The sequence below is a fragment of the Bacillus sp. FH genome (genome assembly GCF_052216825.1).
In the GTDB taxonomy this organism is placed as follows: Bacteria; Bacillota; Bacilli; order Bacillales; family Bacillaceae_G; genus Bacillus_A; species Bacillus_A paranthracis.
In genome coordinates, this window is record NZ_JBQOUU010000001.1 from 575,518 (window position 1) to 596,123 (window position 20,606).

Annotated in this window: 19 protein-coding genes and 2 pseudogenes; 7 read left to right on the forward strand and 14 right to left on the reverse strand. The window is 34.7% G+C overall.

Annotated elements, in window-relative coordinates:
* Positions 1 to 70 precede the first annotated feature (70 nt).
* Both ACTT1L_RS03145 and ACTT1L_RS03150 read left to right on the forward strand, forming a co-directional pair.
* Positions 71 to 1,427, forward strand: a pseudogene (locus ACTT1L_RS03145) (RNA-guided endonuclease TnpB family protein).
* Positions 1,428 to 1,708: 281 nt separating this feature from the next.
* A pseudogene (locus ACTT1L_RS03150) lies at positions 1,709 to 2,629 on the forward strand (Na+/H+ antiporter NhaC family protein); the annotation flags it as partial.
* 101 nt (positions 2,630 to 2,730) lie between these two features.
* Here ACTT1L_RS03150 and ACTT1L_RS03155 read toward each other — a convergent pair.
* The 8 genes from ACTT1L_RS03155 to ybaK all read right to left on the reverse strand — a co-directional run bounded on the left by ACTT1L_RS03155 (position 2,731) and on the right by ybaK (position 10,510).
* Entirely contained in the window at positions 2,731 to 3,156 is a 426-nt protein-coding gene (locus tag ACTT1L_RS03155) for a DUF2262 domain-containing protein (RefSeq protein WP_061130524.1), read from the reverse strand.
* Positions 3,157 to 3,592: 436 nt separating this feature from the next.
* Positions 3,593 to 5,212: an S-layer homology domain-containing protein gene (locus ACTT1L_RS03160; protein WP_074543626.1), complete on the reverse strand. Its 1,620-nt coding sequence runs from the start codon at positions 5,210 to 5,212 to the stop codon at positions 3,593 to 3,595.
* A 435-nt stretch (positions 5,213 to 5,647) separates the two neighbouring features.
* A complete protein-coding gene (locus ACTT1L_RS03165) occupies positions 5,648 to 6,676 on the reverse strand; it encodes an alpha/beta hydrolase family protein (RefSeq protein WP_061130522.1) in 1,029 nt (342 codons plus the stop codon).
* A gap of 9 nt (positions 6,677 to 6,685) precedes the next feature.
* Entirely contained in the window at positions 6,686 to 7,810 is a 1,125-nt protein-coding gene (locus ACTT1L_RS03170) for a helix-turn-helix domain-containing protein (protein WP_442821793.1), read from the reverse strand.
* Between the two features lie 358 nt (positions 7,811 to 8,168).
* Complete coding sequence (locus tag ACTT1L_RS03175; RefSeq protein ID WP_001092198.1) at positions 8,169 to 8,615, reverse strand: NUDIX hydrolase; 447 nt, start codon at positions 8,613 to 8,615, stop codon at positions 8,169 to 8,171.
* A gap of 188 nt (positions 8,616 to 8,803) precedes the next feature.
* Positions 8,804 to 9,166: a hypothetical protein gene (locus tag ACTT1L_RS03180; RefSeq protein WP_012644491.1), complete on the reverse strand. Its 363-nt coding sequence runs from the start codon at positions 9,164 to 9,166 to the stop codon at positions 8,804 to 8,806.
* Between the two features lie 67 nt (positions 9,167 to 9,233).
* The gene (locus tag ACTT1L_RS03185) at positions 9,234 to 9,356 is read right to left on the reverse strand and encodes a hypothetical protein (protein WP_256460985.1); all 123 of its coding nucleotides are present in this window, start codon (positions 9,354 to 9,356) and stop codon (positions 9,234 to 9,236) included.
* A gap of 677 nt (positions 9,357 to 10,033) precedes the next feature.
* A complete protein-coding gene (gene ybaK / locus ACTT1L_RS03190) occupies positions 10,034 to 10,510 on the reverse strand; it encodes a Cys-tRNA(Pro) deacylase (RefSeq protein ID WP_000710877.1) in 477 nt (158 codons plus the stop codon).
* 340 nt (positions 10,511 to 10,850) lie between these two features.
* Between ybaK and ACTT1L_RS03195 the strand changes: the two genes are divergently transcribed.
* From ACTT1L_RS03195 to ACTT1L_RS03205, 3 genes are all read left to right on the forward strand, one after another.
* Complete coding sequence (locus ACTT1L_RS03195; protein WP_000425995.1) at positions 10,851 to 12,128, forward strand: histidine--tRNA ligase; 1,278 nt, start codon at positions 10,851 to 10,853, stop codon at positions 12,126 to 12,128.
* Between the two features lie 161 nt (positions 12,129 to 12,289).
* On the forward strand, positions 12,290 to 12,601 hold the full coding sequence (locus ACTT1L_RS03200) for a hypothetical protein (RefSeq protein ID WP_000860710.1): 312 nt from the start codon (positions 12,290 to 12,292) through the stop codon (positions 12,599 to 12,601).
* Between the two features lie 255 nt (positions 12,602 to 12,856).
* Positions 12,857 to 13,456 carry a hypothetical protein gene (locus ACTT1L_RS03205; RefSeq protein WP_000914519.1) on the forward strand — a complete coding sequence of 200 codons (600 nt, stop codon included), beginning with the start codon at positions 12,857 to 12,859 and terminating at the stop codon, positions 13,454 to 13,456.
* A gap of 49 nt (positions 13,457 to 13,505) precedes the next feature.
* Here ACTT1L_RS03205 and ACTT1L_RS03210 read toward each other — a convergent pair whose 3' ends face one another.
* Complete coding sequence (locus ACTT1L_RS03210) at positions 13,506 to 13,895, reverse strand: winged helix-turn-helix transcriptional regulator (protein ID WP_000340663.1); 390 nt, start codon at positions 13,893 to 13,895, stop codon at positions 13,506 to 13,508.
* Between the two features lie 128 nt (positions 13,896 to 14,023).
* On the opposite strand from ACTT1L_RS03210, the gene ACTT1L_RS03215 reads away from it, so the two are divergent.
* Both ACTT1L_RS03215 and ACTT1L_RS03220 read left to right on the forward strand, forming a co-directional pair.
* Positions 14,024 to 14,707, forward strand: a complete 684-nt coding sequence (locus ACTT1L_RS03215) for an NAD(P)H-dependent oxidoreductase (RefSeq protein ID WP_061536094.1) — start codon at positions 14,024 to 14,026, stop codon at positions 14,705 to 14,707.
* 147 nt (positions 14,708 to 14,854) lie between these two features.
* Positions 14,855 to 15,136: a DUF1292 domain-containing protein gene (locus ACTT1L_RS03220; RefSeq protein WP_001997837.1), complete on the forward strand. Its 282-nt coding sequence runs from the start codon at positions 14,855 to 14,857 to the stop codon at positions 15,134 to 15,136.
* A gap of 46 nt (positions 15,137 to 15,182) precedes the next feature.
* Here ACTT1L_RS03220 and ACTT1L_RS03225 read toward each other — a convergent pair whose 3' ends face one another.
* The 5 genes from ACTT1L_RS03225 to ACTT1L_RS03245 all read right to left on the reverse strand — a co-directional run bounded on the left by ACTT1L_RS03225 (position 15,183) and on the right by ACTT1L_RS03245 (position 20,574).
* On the reverse strand, positions 15,183 to 16,253 hold the full coding sequence (locus ACTT1L_RS03225) for a pyruvate kinase (RefSeq protein WP_076867570.1): 1,071 nt from the start codon (positions 16,251 to 16,253) through the stop codon (positions 15,183 to 15,185).
* Between the two features lie 81 nt (positions 16,254 to 16,334).
* On the reverse strand, positions 16,335 to 17,045 hold the full coding sequence (locus ACTT1L_RS03230) for a hypothetical protein (protein ID WP_061131002.1): 711 nt from the start codon (positions 17,043 to 17,045) through the stop codon (positions 16,335 to 16,337).
* A 337-nt stretch (positions 17,046 to 17,382) separates the two neighbouring features.
* A complete protein-coding gene (locus ACTT1L_RS03235; RefSeq protein ID WP_220779500.1) occupies positions 17,383 to 18,141 on the reverse strand; it encodes an SDR family oxidoreductase in 759 nt (252 codons plus the stop codon).
* A gap of 56 nt (positions 18,142 to 18,197) precedes the next feature.
* On the reverse strand, positions 18,198 to 19,856 hold the full coding sequence (locus ACTT1L_RS03240; RefSeq protein WP_442821794.1) for a putative ABC transporter permease subunit: 1,659 nt from the start codon (positions 19,854 to 19,856) through the stop codon (positions 18,198 to 18,200).
* Positions 19,849 to 20,574 (reverse strand): ABC transporter ATP-binding protein, encoded by a 726-nt coding sequence (locus ACTT1L_RS03245; RefSeq protein WP_000570055.1) that lies wholly within the window; start codon positions 20,572 to 20,574, stop codon positions 19,849 to 19,851. The genes ACTT1L_RS03240 and ACTT1L_RS03245 overlap by 8 nt, the downstream gene beginning before the upstream one ends.
* Between the last annotated feature and the right edge of the window lie 32 nt (positions 20,575 to 20,606).

Below are 20,606 nucleotides of genomic sequence, written 5' to 3' on the forward strand. Positions count from 1 at the left end.
CCATTTCTTTCTAAATATTAATTTATCAAAAATAATTTTAATACTCCCTCTAAGAAAAGCGGTGAAAACAATGGCCAGAAAGAAAGCAGTGAAAGTATTACGTAAACAAAAGAAAAGAGAAAACATGCAACGCTTCACGCAGAAACAGAATATCGGACGAGTTTGCCTCACAGCTAAAGAATTTCGCTTACTGCAGCGCATGTCACATAATTCAAAAGCATTGCGAAATGTTGGATTGTACACGATTAAACAAAGTTATTTGAACGATAATAAAATGGCTACTATAAAAGAAGTGGACACTGCCATGCAAGCCGACACCAACTACTGGGGCATGCAATCAAACTCTGTTCAAGCGATTCGTAGAACCTTATTTACAGAAGTGAAGAGCTTTTTTAAAGCATTGGAACAGTGGAAAAAAAAATCCTGAGAAGTTCACAGGTCGTCCGAAGTTCCCAAATTATTCTCGTTCCACCGACAAACGAATCGTTGAAATCTATCAAGTTCCAAAAGTAGATGATAATGGGTATTGGATGATTCCAATGAATGTGGCATTCAGAAAAAAATTCGGTTCTATTAAAATACGTATGCCGAAAAACTTAAAGAATAAAAAAATCTCCTACATTGAGATTGTACCGAAGCAAAAAGGTCGGTTCTTTGAGGTGCATTACACATATGAAATGCACGTTTCTCAAATGAAGAAACCATCCACGACTACGAGTAACGCTTTGAGTTGCGATTTAGGTGTAGATAGATTAGTAAGTTGCGTAACCAATACAGGTGATGCCTTCTTAATCGATGGAAAAAAACTAAAATCCATAAATCAATACTTCAACAAAATGATATGTAATCTAGGGCAGAAAAATATGGACAATGGAATTTCAAAACGTATTGTAACGAATAAAATGGCCGCACTTTGGCATAAACGAGAAAGACAAATAAACGGTTACATTGCACAAACAGTAGGTCTGTTGTTCAAAAAAGTGAAAGAATTCGATATAGATACGATTGTTATAGGGTATAACGCTGGTTGGAAACAAAACTCTCATATGGGGAAAAAGAATAATCAAAAGTTTGTGCAAATCCCATTTCAAAAATTGATGGCAGCAATTGAGAATAAATGTATAAAAGAAGGCATCCGATTTTTCAAACAAGAAGAAAGCTATACTTCAAAAGCTAGTTTTATTGATAAAGATCCGGTTCCGGTTTGGTCTAAGGATGATAAGACGCAGTATTGCTTTAGTGGCAAACGAATTACGCGTGGTCTGTACCAAAGTAAAGCAGGAACATGTATCCATGCTGATATTAATGGTGCCCTGAATACATTGCAAAAATCAAGAGTTGTACAATTGGATGACAATCTCAAAGTGAAAACGCCGATTCTATTAGAAGTACAAAAACGTAAGGCTGTTGCTTCGCGCATAGCTTAGTGGGTGCGTCAACCATCCATGTGTACGCGACTTGTCGGGGCTTGTAGCACACGCCTGATTCATCTGAGTGGTGGCTTCTTCCATAAGGGAGAACTGCTCTTTTTCGAAAGGGTGGTGCAAGTGGGAAAGCAATCGTTCGTTGCCAGTACCAACCAAAAACATACTTGGGGTGTTACCATAAGGTGGCATGAATGCTAGAGCGTCAACTGTCTAGCGATAGACGAAAAGACCTAGTGTTCTAACCCATGCCCCCACTGAAAGGCTTTATCTCAGTGGGGGGAGTTGACTTAGGGACTTATGCTGGTTTTAATGCTACTATTTTATCGCCCTCACCTTTAGGCATTTCACAAAAAATCGCGGAACTCCCAATGTTTTCAGGAATTGGTTTACGTACAGCAATCTATCTCTCTTTTTTACTTGCAACCATTCTATATATTAATTGGTACGTAAAACGCTTAAAAAATTCGAATAAAGGAAGCATACTCGAAGATAACTGGTTTCCAAGTAATGCTCTTTCAAGTGAAAAAGAAGCGCAGAAAACAGAAGTTCCTTGGACAATACGTCATAAATTAATTTTACTCGTTTCAGCTTTATCATTAATTGCATTTTTAATCGGCGCTTTTCGTCTACATTGGACAGACGCAGAAATGACTGCTACTTTTATTTTCATCGCAATTACAGCTGGAATAATAGGTGGTATGAAAGCAAACGATATCGCTTCTACTTTTCTAGCAGGCTGCCAAAATCTCATATACGGTGCTTTGATCGTCGGAATGGCTCGTTGTATTTCAGTCATTTTAGAACAAGGAAAATTACTTGATACAATTGTTAACCAACTCGCACAGTCTCTCGAAGGACAAAGCCCGGTATTTGGCGTAATCGGTATGTATGTAAGTAGTGCCGCATTACATTTCCTTATTTCATCCGGTACAGGTGAATCTGTTGTTTTTATTCCGTTATTAGCTCCGTTAGCTGATTTCATGCACATTACAGGCCAAGTTACAGTACAAGCTGTTATGCTCGGCGAAGGTGTAGTGAACTGCCTCAATCCAACTTCCGGTGTTTTAATGGGCGTTCTCGCAGCGAGCGGCATTTCTTACGGAAAATGGATTCGATTTATGGCTCCTCTTGCACTCATTTGGTTTATTATTGGACTTATTTTTCTTATTGTTGGGGTTAATATTGAGTGGGGACCGTATTAAAAACTATGACACTCTCTCCTTATTATTTCACCGTTATCTTATAGTAATGATAAAAAGGATTGATCATAATAATCAATCCTTTTCACTTTCATCTCTCAAAACTAAATTTCTGCATCTAATAAATTGTGCTCGTAGTCAAAAGAAGCATGGATTCTATGTCCTCCAAATAAATCTCCATCATTATATTCACAATATATATCATTTTCTCTCATTACAATGTCCATAAGCGTAATAGACTTCTCAAATGTTTCTTTCGTTATATCATACTCCCCTGCGTCTACAGCCTCCCAATTTAAATGTTTATCATTCTCATCATATTCAGACCAAAAATCATTTTTATACTCTATTAATTCTTCCGCTATAGCGACCTTAGCATTTTTATCAAATTCCTCTAAGCATATATAAAGCTTTTCTGCTCTTTTTATCATTTCATATACGTGTACATGCTCATTTCTAACATCCAATTCCCAATGTACTTTTCCTTCGTTTTGTTCATATGTATGAAAAGTTTCATTAAAGATAAACATTCCAATTCATTCACTTTTTATTGATTTTTCCATAATTTCATTTCCTTTCTATTCCCAAAAAAGAAACGGCTATATTTTAAGTAGTTATAGCCGTTGACTTTCATATTATATAAAAACTGCATTATGGAAAAAGTAAAGCTTTAATTGGATTGCAATATCCTATATTTCACCCCACTCTGCCGATAAAAAATGAAGATAGTGTAATAACAAAAGCTCTCGTTCACAAATACAAAATTACGAAAAAACTGAAAAACCTATATACTAAACTAACCTAAAACGGTCAATGTTTTACAGGCAATTACTCTTCCTTCTAACCCCATTTTAAATTTTTATTTAACTATTAAAAAACTGAAACACAAAAACAGGCAATGGAGAAAATGCTGTCCATTGCCTGGGAATACATGAGATATGTGATGTATGACTTACTCGTAACTATTTAATTTTTATCTTTCGTATAGACGATGTAGCTAGGCTCATTATAAACCCACTCACTTGTACCAATTCTTAGCCAACCATTCTTTTCTTCGTATACTGTAGCTTTTTCACCTTTGCTTGCTTTTCTAACAACAGAGTAGCTAGATCCTGCTCCGCTGCGAACATTTACCCCAATACCATTTATTTCAACCGTACCAATTCCTTTTTGAACATTCCCAGTTTCAATAACTTGAAGCATGTTTAAAATGAATGCTGCAGTTTCACCACGAGTTGTTGTTCCTTTAGGGACATATAGGTTATCTCCCATACCTGTTACAATACCTAAGCCGTATAATCTTTGTACAGCTTCTTTATAGATAATTTGATCTTTATCTGTAAATGGTAAGTTTACCAATGGTCCATTTATTCCTTTGTACTGTAAAGCTTTATTTACAATAACCGCTGCTTCTTCTCTTGTAATAGGTGTGTTAGGGTCAAAATTACCGTCTCCTCTACCAGAAATGATGCCTGCACTTGCAGTACGTTTAATACCATCTCGTAAAGTTGAATTTACATCATTTAAATCTTTAAACGTCGCATCTCCAGCTGGAAGACTTAAAGAATTCGAGATTAATTGCGCAAACTCAGCTCTTGTTACAGATCTATTAGGCGCAAAAATGCCGTTTCCTTCTCCTACCATAATACCTCTTCTGTTCAAATCACGAATAGCCGATTCATACCAACCTCCTGTTATATCGTCTGTCGGTTGATAAAATTTATTATAATATCCTTCAACGCCATTTACGAATGGTACCCATTGTCCACTATTAATCAACATATCGGGACAGTTTTTACCACTCCATTTTTGATGTTTTACGATGTTGTTTAATGGTACACCCGTTTCTTTCATTAAATAAGCTGCAAGTTTCTTAGCGTTATCGACTGCCTTATTGTAGTCACCATCACTATTAACTGCAATTTCAATTGCAATAGATTCTCTATTACCCGCCCCATCACCATCTCCTGCGTGCCATCCATTCTCGTTTAATGGTAAGTGTTGATAAATTTCTTTATCATCTACTGTAAAGTGCCATGATGCAGCTCGGTCTGTTTCCCCTACTGCTTGGTTATACAAGTATTGAGCGTGGCTTTTAGCTCCTGCTCCTACGCTTTTATTATCAGTTTCATGAATTGTAATATACTTTGGAATCATATGATTTTGAGGGCGAATATTCTCGTTACCTGCTGGAACAATCCATTCCGTGAATGGAACCCCGTTTATCGTACTAGAAACTGTAGGTGCTGAGAAAACAAGACTACGCTTTGTTCTACCTGAATGGTGAGGAACAGTTAATGTACCCGTTTCTTCATAAATACCTTCTGAACTTTGAAGACTGTCCACTTTCTTATTATTGACAGTACCTCCACCGCGTCCATCTACCCCTTCAAAACTTTCTTCAATACTTTTTAAAACTTGTTCTTCTGATACTTGAAGTTGATCTGTCCCGCTTTGTTCCTGAATACTTATAGATTGATGGTTATTTACAGATGGCTGTTCTTCTGCGAACGATACCATCGATGAAGATAATACCGTTAGTCCTGCTGTTAATGCTACTACTTTTTTATTCAATCTAATACTCATATTTAATTTAGTATATCTCGCTATTTTAATAGATATACCTTCCTCCTCACACTTCTTCTAATGTACATCCTAATAGTTACATAACACCTTCATTTTTCATTACATATAATCAATCGAAATCTATACATTCTCCCAGATAAATCAATATGTAAGAACATTTCAAACAATTATAAAAGAAAATGATAGAAACTATACATGACATTTTACTTCATATGTCGTTCTTTTTCTATGAAATTCACATTTTTTAATCTTTATTATAAATTAAAAAGAAAAATTTCTTATGATAGGTTCTTTCAAGAATCATTGTGGTGAGGGTGTAGCAGCTTCTGTAATAGAGTTAGTTGAAGAATGCTGTTTCCTTCGTGGGATTGAAACGACAATTACAAAAAAGCCCGATTGGTGTAGGATTCATAGGTACCCACACCAATTAGGCTTTTACAAGCAGTTACTCTTCCTTCTAACTTCCTCGCTTTCGCAGATTTTTAAGGTGGATGTCTTACTGCCAGCATACTGCGAGATAAAATACGTATCCATCCAATTCGCAATTATTTCTTCCAGCTCTGGATGAAGTGGCTTTCTCGCCCCTTCTTCGTAATTCTTTTTAAACTCTAAAGCTTTAAAATCTCCCTCAAAACTTTTCAAACTATGATCCATATCTTTTATTACATGTACCTCAGAATCCCCCTTCACATAATCACCAATTCGCTTCGCTTTTTCAGGGTCAGCCTGAATATCTTTATCACCAGCGATAGCTAGCACTGGACATGTTACTTGTTGTAAGTCTTTATAAATGTCATGCTGAAAATGCTCTCTAAACCATTTTGCGTTCATCGGTTTAAAACCAACTTTAATCGTATCTTTTTCTGTATTCATCATTTTCTCTTTTATTTTTTCCATCTGCTTTTCTCCACGTTTCTCCACCTTGAGAAGGCGCATTAGTTTTCCCTTTATTCCTTTTTGTTCTTTTAATTCTTTATAAGCAATTTCTCTTTGTCTTTTCGTAGCCTCTTCTAATGATTCCGCAGCTCCTGTAAGAAGGATAAGCCCATTAACTGGTGTTCTTGCGTTTACTACAGTTGCCAACATACATCCTTCACTATGACCAGCCAAAATGATATTTTCTGGATCAACAAATGATTGTTCTTTTAAATACGTAATCGTAGACTCTATATCACTAACTAAATCCCACATTCCAGTCTTCAGAAATTCTCCGTCACTCTTTCCTACTCCGCGTTTATCAAAGCGGAGCGTCACTACCCCAAGTCTCGCCATTACATGCGCTAAATCTTTATATATGTTCGCCTCAAGCTTTAGCGGTACGATCGTTCCATCACGATCAATCTCTCCAGATCCCGCGATAATGACAACAGCCGCATACTTCCCATCAGCTTTTGGTTTAGTGAGTGTACCTTGCAAAGTAAACTCACTATTGATCGCTACTTCATATTCATCAAAAGTCATCATTTTGTCCCCCTATTCTTTTATATCCAATTTAAATTTCAAACTCGCTATTATATTTTTGTACTCTCTTTCATCTTTCATCGGAGTGAAAACTGGATTCTCTGCAATACTTTGTAACATGCTTCGCTTTATAATCTCTTCATTTCTAACTGTTTTAGCGCCGAGTGGAAACTCTGCAAACCATCCGTCAATCGCATCAAAATAGGAATCGCCATGTAAATGCAGACTATTTACTGTGAAGCTTGCCGCACAAACTGCTGCATATTTCCGTAACATTTCTAATGCTCTTTCAAAATTGCCTTGCATACAATATACTTGCGCAGCAGCATAGTATACTTTTAAAGTCATATTAGGATGTAATGTTTCTATTTCATATATGTCTATTAACATAAAAGCTCTATTCAAAATCACCTCTACTTTTTCAACGCTTGAGGCATTTACTACTACATAATTCGGTATTGTCGCAACGAGTTGTATTAAATGTTGATACATGCTAATTTGCATTATTTCATTCGCCTTTTTAGTATTTCCAAGCATTTGATACGCCTGTGCGATTAAATCTTCCTCTGGAACGTTAGGGCGTATCGTTTCACCAAGCAATTGCAATACTTCATTCGGTTTATTGAGTATAAGATAGCAAGTTGCTTGAAACGATACCGCCTCTTTCACAAGAGAAACATCATCACTTTCTTCCTGAACCCTGCTAAAGAGAGACATTGCTTCTTCTAACATTTCAATTCTTCTATCCGTGTCCTCCGTTAACATGTGATGATTAATAAAAAGTATTCCTATTTGATTTAATAATGGAAAACAAGAATAATATTTTTTAATTATTTCTCTGCACTCCATCATTACTTCATCAAATGGTTTTTCACTAAAAGCTTCCGCTAGTCTATGATATAAATCCTTAATATCTTCTGGTTCCATTTGCGGTGTATAACAGATTAGTTCGTCTATACTTATATTAAAGTACGATGCTAACAGTGGTAAAAATGTAATATCCGGATAACTCTGCCCTGTCTCCCACTTAGAAACAGATGCCTTCGTAATACCGATATACGCCGCTAACTCTTCCTGCGTAATTCCCTTTTCTTTTCTCTTATCCGCAATTACTTTATGAATGTTTATCTCCTTCACATCATCACCTCATACTTTTATTATATGCTTTTATTTCAAACAAAATATGGATTTGAAGTCGACTTTCGTTAACAAAATCAACTGTTAGGAAACATGTCTCTAAAATCAAAGGCAGGGACATATTTGATATGTCCCTGCCTTTTTATTGTGGGGTACCGATACATAGCCATCTAGCTAAGATTTTGAAGTACTGCAAAATCAAACATTTCATCTCACCATAGTTTTCTATGAGATTCCAGTGAACAGCTTATTTACATAACTTTCGAAGTCGGAAGTACAAATTATCTTTTTTGATAGATACAAGAAATTAAGAACTGATCCTTATTCAAGAAAAGCACCCGTTAATTCAATAACCATCTCACATAATTTTTTTCAATACCTTTACCATAAATGGTGTCTTTAATGTCTCTTTTATTAGTGAATTTTTGTGTTTCATAAAATTATTGATCTGTTTTTTTCTATTTGGAACCATTAAAAAAGGTAATCTACTAGGATTAAACCATCCAATTTTTGCAGTTTCAGGTCCATTATTTATTGGTTCTCCTCCTAGTAATTTTCCTGAAAATATATGTTGCATATCATTGTATTCAGGCTGGTGATATTCTCCTATTTTACGTTCAATAGCAATTATATAGCCCGTTTCTTCTTCAGTTTCTCTTATAGCGCATTTATCTAACTGTTCGTTCTCTTCTAATCTTCCCCCAGGCAAATCCCAGATAGGATAATCATTTCGTTTAACTAGCAATATTTTGCCTTCATTATTATCAACAATAGTAAAGCACCCTGTGGTTTTTATAGTATTCATTATAAATATAATCTCCTTAACTTACTCAATTGCTAACAAACTTGTATTTCTCTATGTCTAATAAATTTTCCTTTTTGCTGAATTAAACTGGCCCTTTAATGGAACAACATAAGATGAATATTCTATACATGCTCGGTTAACATAACGTCTCATTAGCGGAAGTAATATATAGATAGGTGCAACAATAATTAAAAATCTTTTATATGTTTTCTAATATCTGCGGCTATTTTGGTAGGATCATCAATCTCAAAAAAGATATATTTATATTTTTCATGACCTTCTAATTCAATCATTACGAGAGGGACTCTATTTTCATAAGAGAGAAAGTACCATTCGTCAGCATATTTAAAACTTCCTTCAAAAATATTGAGAGAAGAAATTGATGTTCCAGGCATACGAAGCATCCATTGTGGAGCATCAAAATAGTCAACATAGACACTCTTGATCGTGTTATAAGGCATTTTTAATTTTAGTTTAAATGCAAGTAATCCTGTTACCCCATTTAGCTTTAGAATCACACCTTCATTATCAAACAGTATTTCTTTCCCCATAATTCCCCTACCTCCTCCTATAAAATAAAACGCCATAGCAATCCCCCATTATTTAAGAGAAGGTTTACTATTCTTTATATTTTTCTGGATCATTAATAAAGAAACGAACTTCTCCACATTTGGAACAAACATATGGAATTACCTCACTATACGTTGCATTTACAACAGCATGTTGGGATGGTTTATTCAAAATACCAACACTGCCTCCCACAGATTTCAGAAGGGATTTTGTCAATGATATTCCGCATTGATTACAAGTCTTTTCTTTCATATAGTTTCTCCTTCATATCTAATCATTTTCCTTATTGTACCATTTGAGGTAACTGATTTGTTCATATTTTTAGATGTATATTCTATACATATCAGGTTAACATAACGTCCTATTATCAGTAGCATGAAAAAAGGAGAACCCTGCTCTCACAAGGGAACCTTCTTTTTTAGTTCTATGAATCTATACATATTCTATACATTCCTATTCTGGTATCGTTTTATGGTTCTTGTTTGTTACTCGATTAGCCAAAAAACTGTATAAAATCTTGCATACTCTTATGCGTGGGGTTTTTCAAAAATACTAGCATTACCAATATATGCTTTCTTATGGGTATTTCTTGAAAACTCATTAAAACACTCTCCAGTCCTTTTGCTATCTTTAAGGGTAACTCTTGTTTATTTAAATTCCTTGTAACGAGGCATTGTCCTCCCCCCAAAGCCAAACAAATGATTCATATTACAGTCTGTTTCAAACTGAATATTCAATATTTAATCATTTTAATATAGACATATAAATAAAAAGGATAATCAGCCCCATAATGGACTAATTATCCTATAAATGTTTATCTAAACTAGAACTTCTTTCCCTATGTATATTTATTTCGTTACCTCACCAAACTGCGCTCTCGTCACTTTCACCAAGTCATCCACTTTCAGCTCAATTTGTATACCTATTTTTCCGCCGCTTACTATCATCGTTTCAAGTAATTGGGCACTCGCATCAATACATGTAGAAAATAACTTCTTCATTCCGACTGGTGAACAGCCGCCGCGAATATATCCTGAAACTTTCGTAATATCTTTAACAGGAATCATTTCAATTTTCTTTTCACTTACTGCTTTTGCGGCAGCTTTTAAATTTAGTTCCTCATCTACCGGGATGATAAACACATGATAATTTTTACTGTTCCCTTGAGCGATTAACGTTTTATATACTTCTCTCACTTCTCGTCCAATTTTCTCGGCTACTGATACGCCATCAATTTTCCCATCGTCTGGATTATATGACATCATCGAATATTCAATTTTCTCTTTATCTAATATTCGCATCGCATTTGTTTTATCTTTTTTCATAGTGATCTCCTTAAACGGTTATTTCATATTATTAAGTTTTATTATACACCCTTTTCCATTTCTCCTACATAACTTCACGTATATTTCAAAACTAAAAATATTGATAATTCAAAAATCATTTGATATAATTTGGAAAAACTTATTGTTAAGGAGAGATTTGTAATGCAAAATTTTAATATTTCTTTCCAACTTCATCATCATACGTAACGCCGTGTATCCGAAGAAAAATTTTTCTTCGTGGGTACAGGGCTTTTCCTGTTGACCCACGAAGCGTTCATAAAGCTATGTGGGTATTTTTATACCCGCATAGCTTTTTTTAATTTAAAAAGGAGTGATTATGGTGGAAATGAGAAATGTAAAAGGAACGAAAGACTATTTACCAGAGGAACAAGTACTGCGAAATAAAATTAAAAGAGCTTGTGAAGATACATTTGAACGATACGGATGTAAACCGTTAGAAACGCCGACATTAAATATGTATGAGCTTATGTCTTACAAGTACGGCGGTGGCGATGAAATATTAAAAGAAATATATACGCTTCAGGATCAAGGAAAACGCGGTCTTGCCTTACGTTACGATTTAACTATTCCATTCGCAAAGGTTGTGGCAATGAACCCGAACATCCGCCTTCCTTTTAAACGGTATGAAATTGGGAAAGTGTTTCGAGATGGCCCTATTAAACAAGGGAGATTTCGTGAGTTTATACAATGTGACGTTGATATAGTCGGTGTTGAGTCTGTCATGGCAGAAGCTGAACTTATGAGCATGGCGTTTGAGCTGTTCCAAACGTTAAACTTAGAAGTAACAATCCAATATAATAACCGCAAATTGTTAAATGGTATTCTTCAGGCCATTAACATCCCTACTGAATTAACAAGTGACGTCATTTTATCATTAGACAAAATCGAAAAGATTGGGATTGATGGCGTACGAAAAGATGTATTAGAGCGCGGAATTTCTGAAGAAATGGCTGATACGATATGTAATACCGTATTATCTTGTCTACAGCTTTCAATTGCTGACTTTAAAGAAGCTTTCAATAATCCACTCGTTGCCGATGGAGTAAACGAATTACAACAATTACAGCAATATTTAATCGCACTTGGAATAAATGAAAATGCTATATTTAATCCGTTTTTAGCGCGAGGACTCACAATGTATACAGGTACCGTATATGAAATCTTTTTAAAAGATGGATCAATTACATCTAGCATCGGTAGCGGTGGTCGTTACGATAATATTATTGGAGCATTCCGTGGTGATGATATGAACTATCCAACAGTCGGTATTTCATTCGGTTTAGACGTTATTTATACAGCACTATCACAGAAAGAAACAGTATCATCTACAGCGGATGTATTTATCATCCCGCTCGGAACAGAATTACAATGCTTACAAATCGCCCAGCAATTACGTTCTACCACTTCCTTAAAAATCGAACTTGAACTAGCGGGACGCAAATTAAAACGCGCCCTTAATTATGCAAATAAAGAGAATATCCCTTATGTGCTTATTATTGGGGAAGAAGAACTTAGTACAGAAACTGTTGTGCTGCGGAATATGAAGGAAGGTAGTGAAGTGAAGGTTCCGCTTTCTTCTTTAAGTAATTATTTGTAATACGAACCACCCTCGTTTGGGTGGTTTTTCTATTTTATAAATAACTCATAATTAGTTAACATAAAAAAATTACATTCTACTAAAATCTACAAATATATAATATCCAATTACCTATTATTTTTGGTAATATATAGATATGAATTATTTTAGGAGGATTCACTTTGAAAACCTACATCCAAGCACTAAAGTGGACTACAGGGATCTATCATCTTTTATTACTTCCTTGTTATTATTTATTTCTAAGTCACGTTAACCTATATGGGATACCTTTACTTTTATTGATTGTGTTACATATCACTACTATTTTATTAGCTAAAAAAGTAGACATGAATACGTACCCTCATTATATTGGCATTATCGTTACTCTAGTTGCCTTCTTTCCTTATATAGTAATCGTTCTACATATTATAGCAGCCATTTTCCTTTTATTAGATGCGGCTTCTATGAATGCAAAAGAAGTGTATGATTCATAACAGGATAAAATGAAACTTTAATCAGTAGAGTTTTGAAGTCAGTTAGCAAATTGCAAAATTTACATAATAACGTTATTGCTAACACCCAAAAAGGATTTACTTTTTAAGTAAATCCTTTTTCAAATTACCCTCCTTACCCCAGACCAATAAAAGAATATTATGTTTAATTTTTATGAATTTCTAAATATTTATAAAATATTCAAATTAACATACATTTTAGTTATATAAAAAACTAAGTGTAAAGGAGATGAATTCATGCTAAAAAAAATGATAGTAGGTGCAGTGGTAGCCATTTCATCATTAACTGTAGGGTTAGGATCAGTATCAGCTAGTACCGAAAAGGGTTATTCGATTACCTCTTTTGAATATGTAACTGTAGATGAAAAGACTGTAGATTCGTTTAACAAATTGGATGCTCCATCAAAGGAAGACATAAAAATAACTTTAGTTCTACCGAAACAAAATCAAAATGGAAACTGGTTATCTTATGGATTTTCGACCAAAGAAAGTTTAGAGTCTTTTATTAAAAAAGATAAACAAAGGTTGAATCATACAATCACTCCTCTTGGTGTCGGAGGAAGCGGACCTAATAATACAGATTTCTATGAACATGCAAATAAAGGTGGCGAGTATTTTTCTCTTAGTAGCGGTTTTAAAAATTTGCCTCTTAGTTGGCAAAATAGAATTTCTTCTGTAAGTACAGCATCCCCTACTGCTAGCTATTCAACAACGCTATGGGAACATACTTCAACTGAAGGATATGGAAAAGGTGTTGTTTTTAAACACGCTGATTGGTATGGCAAAACTGTAAACTTGCATGACTTCGCAATTTCAGCAGTTGATGTTAAAAAGTAAAAACATGAAAATAAAAGGTGTCTTCACATATGGAAAACACCTTTTATTTCTACAACTCTTTCCTATTATTTTTCGTATTCCTACTCTCCAAAACTTTCTCCATATTATGAGTCGCCCACTCCATCATTAATAGAATCATTGGACGAAGCGATTCACCAAGCTCCGTTAACGAATATTCTACTTTTGGAGGTACTTCACGGTACACTTCACGATGTATGATGCCATCTGCTTCAAGTTCTCTCAGCTGTAATGTTAACATTCTTTGTGTGATATTAGGTTTTAATCTTTTTAATTCATTAAACCTCTTCGTCCCATCTAATAGATGATACAAAATTACCCCTTTCCATTTCCCTCCAATGACCTCAACCATCGCTTCCACTGGACAAGAATATTTATTTAAAAATGGGTAATTTACATTATTTTCGTTTGAACAATCCATAATAAATCCCTTCCCTTAACATTAGTATCTTTTTTGATACTATACCACATAAATGTGCGTACTTGTTTCTATGTTACTTTAAAAATATAATTTGGTTACAAAATAAATTAATGAAAAGAGGAACTTTTATGACAAATACAAATCAAATTACAAAAGAAAAAATTATGGAAGCTTTTCATTTCAGACATGCATGTAAAGCGTTCGATCCTATGCACAAAATTTCAGAAGAAGATTTTAAATTCATTTTAGAAACAGGCAGATTATCCCCTTCTTCTTTCGGATATGAACCTTGGAAATTTGTTGTCGTACAAAATAAAGAATTAAGAGAAAAACTACAACCATATTCATGGGGCGCTGGTGGGCAACTTGCAACAGCTAGCCACTTTGTCATTGTTCTTTCAAGAAATATTAAAGATATGCATTATGATGCAGATTATATTAAACATATGATGAATGATATTATTGAATTACCTGAAGACGCGCAAAAAATTAGATATGAATTCTTCAAAAAGTTCCAGGAAACAGATTTTAACTTATTACAATCTGATCGTGCTGTATTTGATTGGGCATCTAAGCAAACTTATATTGCTTTAGGGAATATGATGACGAGCGCAGCTCAAATCGGGATTGATTCTTGTCCAATAGAAGGATTTGATAAAGAGAAAGTAGATTCTTTACTTCGTCAAGAAGGCATTATCAATGGAGATAACTTTGAAGTATCTGTTATGGTTGCCTTTGGTTACCGTAAAGAAGAGCCAAAACGTGATAAAACAAGACAGACTATGGATGCAATTGTTGAATGGATTGAATAAGATAACATGCGCTCCTTATAGCTGTATACTCATACGAAAAAAGTAGAATTTCATTTCTCTTATGTATGAAATTGGTTTTTCATGGAAAGATATATTAGTATGTATGCAGTTTAAACACTCTATTTATTAGAGTTGGACAGGAGGAGAATGAATATGTCTGATATTGAAGTTGGCGAAGTGTTTACTCTTAGTGATGAGAATAACGAAGAGCAAGAAGTAGAAGTGCTTGGAGCGATGGATGTCGAAGGCGCTGAATATATTGCAGTTGCCTTTGTTGAAGATATCCAAACAGAAACCGAGGAAGACATTGATATTTTCTTTTTAAAAGTAGAAGAAGATAGTGAATTCTCATATATTGAGAATGACGAGGAATTTGAAAAAGTATCTGCTGCGTTTGAAAAGATTTTGGATGAGCAAGAGCAAGAATAGAATGAAACACACGAGGACGGATGCATATCCGCCCTCTTTTTATTTTTCACTCATCCAAAGATTTATGCAGCAATTCCAGTACATCTTTCATCACAAAAGGACCGTCTTTTTTTACATGCTCAGCAAATTCAGAAACGAGACGTAGTGTACTCACACTTTCAACCGGATGCTCTCCTGAAGCACTTTCAGCAGAAAGCATAACAGCATTCGTTCCGTCCAGTACAGCTTGAAACACATCAGTTACCTCTGCCCTTGTTGGAATAGAATGATCTACCATAGATTGAAGCATTTGTGTTGCTGTAATAACATATGTATTCGTTCGATTACATTCCTGAATCATCATTTTTTGCAAGAGCGGAATAAATTGAAACGGTAACTCAACTCCTAAATCTCCCCTTGCAATCATAATTCCATCTGCTTCTTTACATATATCTTGAAAATTTTCAATCGCTTCCATCGTTTCTATTTTGGCAATTAAATTAGGTGACGTTTCTTTATATTGTTGTATGAAATCTCGTATTTCTTTTATATGACTAGGTTTTCTTACGAAAGAACATGCGATAAAATCAACACCTTCTTCTAAAAGAAACTGAATATCTTTTTTATCTTTCTCTGTAATAGCTGGTAAACGAACAATTGCGCCTGGTAAGTTCACCCCTTTATGAGAGGAGATATTACCACCTGTTTTCACCTTCGTTTCTATTTTATCCGTACTTACTTTCTCAACGATTAACTCAACTTCACCATCATTAACTAAAATTCTACTTCCAACTTTCACATCATTCGCGATTCCTTCATAATCAACACTTGCTTCCGTACTACTCCCTGTAACTGGTTGCGTATGCAAAATAAAAGAATCTCCCGCCTGAAGTGTAATTTGTTCTCCTTTCATTTCACCTAACCTTATTTTAGGACCTTGTACATCGCCTAAAATTTTAATAGAATCATCTAACGATTTCACTAAACGAATGATATCTTTATGACTTTCATGCGTCCCATGTGATAAATTTAGCCGAACAATTTTCATACCATTGCTTATTAACTGCGCTAACGATTCTTTATTATTACTTGCTGGGCCAATTGTACAAATTCGATCGATTGTCATTTTTGTCACCATCCTTTTTCGTTAGGTTTCCCATAAACTTTAATTACACTCTCAACATAAAAAAAGCCTACTCCCACAAGTAGGCTTTTGAAACTACGAAAGTTTCGTCAATAACTGATTTAAATCTTTTTTCGTTTTCGTCGTTAATGATTTCATTTTAGTAATATCTATCTTTTCTTTCTCCGCCCCTACAATTAACGGATACATACTTTGTCCAATTGTTTTATATTCAGCTGGGTGTGATGTTTCTAACTCTTTCTCAATTACATCCCACTTTGCATTAATTTGTTTTCCAAGTTTATTTACTGTATCCAATTTCGGATTAGCAGCTAACTGCTTATCTAAGCTATCCACTAATGCAGCAACTTCTTTCACACTCGTTTTCACAGCTACACTTTTCTTCGGATCTTTCGTTGTTTTTCCGTCTGAGTTTGTACTTGTACTTTGATCTGTTGTTTTCCCGCTAGTCGTTTGATCATTCGTTTTTCCTGTCGTCTCTTTTTCTTTTGTTTTTACATTCTCGTTTTGAGTTGACGTTTTACCGTTACTTTCTGTTCCTAATGATTCTTTCGTGTTTTTTGCATCTTTATCTGTTTTTTCGTTGGAAGAAGTATTTGTTTCTTTGTCAGTATCTTTCGTTGTTTTTGACGCTTCATCTGCACTTGTCGTTTTTGATTCTCCTTCATTTTGCGCTGTTACTTGCTCTTTCTTTTCTGTTTCTTTATCTGCTGACGGACTACAAGCTGCCATAGTAAGCATTGTACCAATTGTTATCGATGCGATAGCGACCTTTTTCATTTTCATATAAATCCCCCTATGTTTACGTTTTTATCCTCCCCTTTACGATTCGATTTCCCCTTAAAAAATCCCTTTTCATACGAATTACCATCTTTCCGACAGTAATCTTCATAATAATACGTACAAAAACTGATAAATCAATTTGAATATTCGAGTTTCTTCTACTTCATTTTTCTTCTCTGTAGTAAAAGAAAAAGAGTATATTGTCACATGAAGAATTACGATCTTCATATGACGATATACTCTTCTATCAAATTTTTATCTTTCTTGACATTTTATTTATACAAAAAAATAAAATTTTCTTTCGTTTTTTTGTTTCTCAACAATTGTTAACATAATATATTTATGAGTACCCACCATTCGAATGAATAACTTGCCCAGTAATCCATTTCGCTTCTTCACTTACTAAAAAAGATATTAAGCGCGCAGCATCCACCGGCTCTCCTACTTTACCTTGCGGGAACTTCCATACTAAATAATGCTTCAGCTCCTCTGTAATCCATCCTGTATTCGTCGGTCCTGGATCAACAGCATTTACTGTAATCCCCTTCTCCATCGCAACTGGTGCTACTGATTTTGTAAATGCTTCAATTGCTCCTTTCGTTGCTGCGTATGCTAATTCATCAGGCATCGGCCCTAGTGACTGTCCTGAAGTAAGGTTAATAATACTTCCACTCGCCTTGCTTGCATACTGTTTTATAAATAATGAACTTAATAACATAGTAGCCCGAACATTAACCGTATAATGTTTATCTAACTGTTCTACATTTAATTCCTCAATTCTCGTATGAGTAGCATACGCTGCATTATTAATTAAAATAGATGGATCACCTAACCGTTCTGATACCATATAAAACAAACGATTGGGCGAATACGACTGCGATAAGTTGATTTCTGCCATTTCACATCGAACACCGTAACTTTCAATCTCCTCTTTCAACAAAAAGGGCTCTTTGTCATGCATTCCCCACGGCATCGCTTTATCATACTGAGACCAGTACGTGAAAAAAATGTCTATTCCTTTTTGAGCAAGCGCCTTGCATACAACTGCACCAATTCCATTCAGACGAGTGGCCCCTGTTACAATTGCTATTTTCTTCACCTTTTCTCCTCCACCTATGGATAAATCCTCTGCACGAATACAGAGGATCTATCTTTTTATTCAATATTTGACAATATACGTTCTGCACCTAATTTTAAAATTTTAATAAAGATATAATTTACAATCGTAAACATTACAAATAAAACGATAAACATAACCCACAGTCCCACTTGAAGGAAGAAGTATAATAGACTTACTCCCGCTACAATAACTAAAGCTATTAAAATATTAGCTAAAAAATTCCACAAAGTTGTATAGCGACTCTTAAATAATTTCTGCTCTGTATCCCAATGTATATCTGCAGTTTGTGCATCCCAGCGTGTGCCGATTAAATTAATTAACAATAAACCGTTCGCACTTAATAAGAACCAAAGAACCATAAATACTGGAGAAATTCCCGCTACAACTGCCATCGTAATACCGAACACTGCTAAAATAATTACATTAATTAACCAAGCAGTGATCGCTTTCGCAAAAAAGATATCCGAAGCTTTTACTGGTAAATAACGATTCACAAACCAAGAGCTTCCATCACGTGAGAATGAAGTTGTTGCGATGACGTTACTTCCCATTAAAAATAGAGAGGCACAAAGGCCAACACCAATTGCAAGTCCTGCTGATTTTGGATTATCAATATATCCCGTGATCCATTTTAAATTCCCTTCTTGCACGAATAAAATGAAGAACAACATAATCGGCATAACGAAAGTTTGTACGATACAATTTAAGAAGAATTGTGGTGTACGGAATAACGTTTTAAATTCTTTTTTCACATATGCTTTCAAATGTGAACTTTGTACCGTAGATTTCTGTAAGCCTTCTGCTGAAATGACTTCTTTTTTTGCTGTACTCGTTGAAAGTCCAATAACCCCTTTTAAATATGTACGCTCTGCAATGTAATAAAACAACACAAAAAATACAAATGAAATAACTGCAAAGATTATTACGTATAAAGGACCCTTCCAATTTGCATTTTCTACTAATGCTACTGCTCCAAAATATGTAGTTGGAAAATAGTTTGTCATTTGTACTAAAAGAGAAGACTGGTTGTTTGCAAGGTAATCCGCAATTGCATCTTCAGAAAACGAACTTTTATTTTTCCACTGCAAAAACACGTTAATTCCTACAATAAATAGTATACTTACGATTCCGATAAATATATTTCCTCGGTCTTTATTTTTCGCTATATTTGTATACCTCATAATAACTGTCATGAGTAACGAAGCTAGTACTAACGGCACAATCGGGAAGAGTAAGTAAATGAAAATCATATATATGTAATATGTAATAAACGCTCCACTTTTTAATCCGTAAGTAATGAAGATTGGTAGTAAAATAAATGAACTCATTACGTATTGTGTAATTAATACCGTTAAAAATTTGGCTGAAATAATTTGCGCTGGTTTTAATGGTAATGGTAATAACATTTCAATGTCATTGCTGTAGTAAAATACAGTTAAAATGTTCGTAATACTCATTAAAAATACCCATATACTCGCAATCGCAAGTCCCATTGCGATAATCATTCCTGGATCTTGCCCTAAATGTATCATTCCCTCATACATTGCATGCGTGATAGAACCAAACAGTAAAAATCCGACAAATAAAATAGCCGCAAATGAAAATACATACGCCCATCGCTTCTTCTTATCTGTTATAAAATCTGCATAATTTAATTTCAATAATACTTTCGTTAACGTCCAAATTTTACTCATTGCCCGTCATCTCCAAGAACATTTTTTCAAGTGATTCGTTGGATTTAAAATGATCTCTCATTTCATCTAAATTCCCTTTAAACTGCAAATTCCCCTTATTAATAATCGCGACGCGATCACATAATTTTTCTGCCACTTCTAATACGTGTGTAGAGAAGAATACAATCTTTCCTTTATCCGCATGTTCTCTCATCATTTCTTTTAAAATATATGCAGATTTCGGATCAAGCCCCGTTAACGGTTCATCTAAAATCCATACATCTGGCTCATGCACGAGCACACCAATAATAACAATCTTTTGTCTCATACCGTGCGAGTAACTTTGAATTTGATCTGATAAAGCATTATAAAGATCAAATTTCTTCGCTAAGGACTCAATTCTTTCTTGGCGTACTTCTTTCGGCACTTCATACATATCTGCCATAAAGTTTAAATATTCAATTCCCTTTAATCGTAAAAACATATCTGGACTATCTGGGACATAACCAAACGTCTTTTTCGCTTCCATCGGATTTTTCATAATATCTATACCGTTAATCGTAATCGTCCCTTTGTCCACCCCATGGATACCAGTAATCATCTTAATTGTCGTTGATTTACCGGCACCATTTGGCCCTAAAAATCCAAAGATTTCTCCGCTAGGCACAGATAAACTTAAATCTTTTACTGCATAGGTAGAACCATTATAACTTTTTGACACATTCATAATTTCAATCATTCCATCCAATCCTTTCCTTAATTACCAAATAA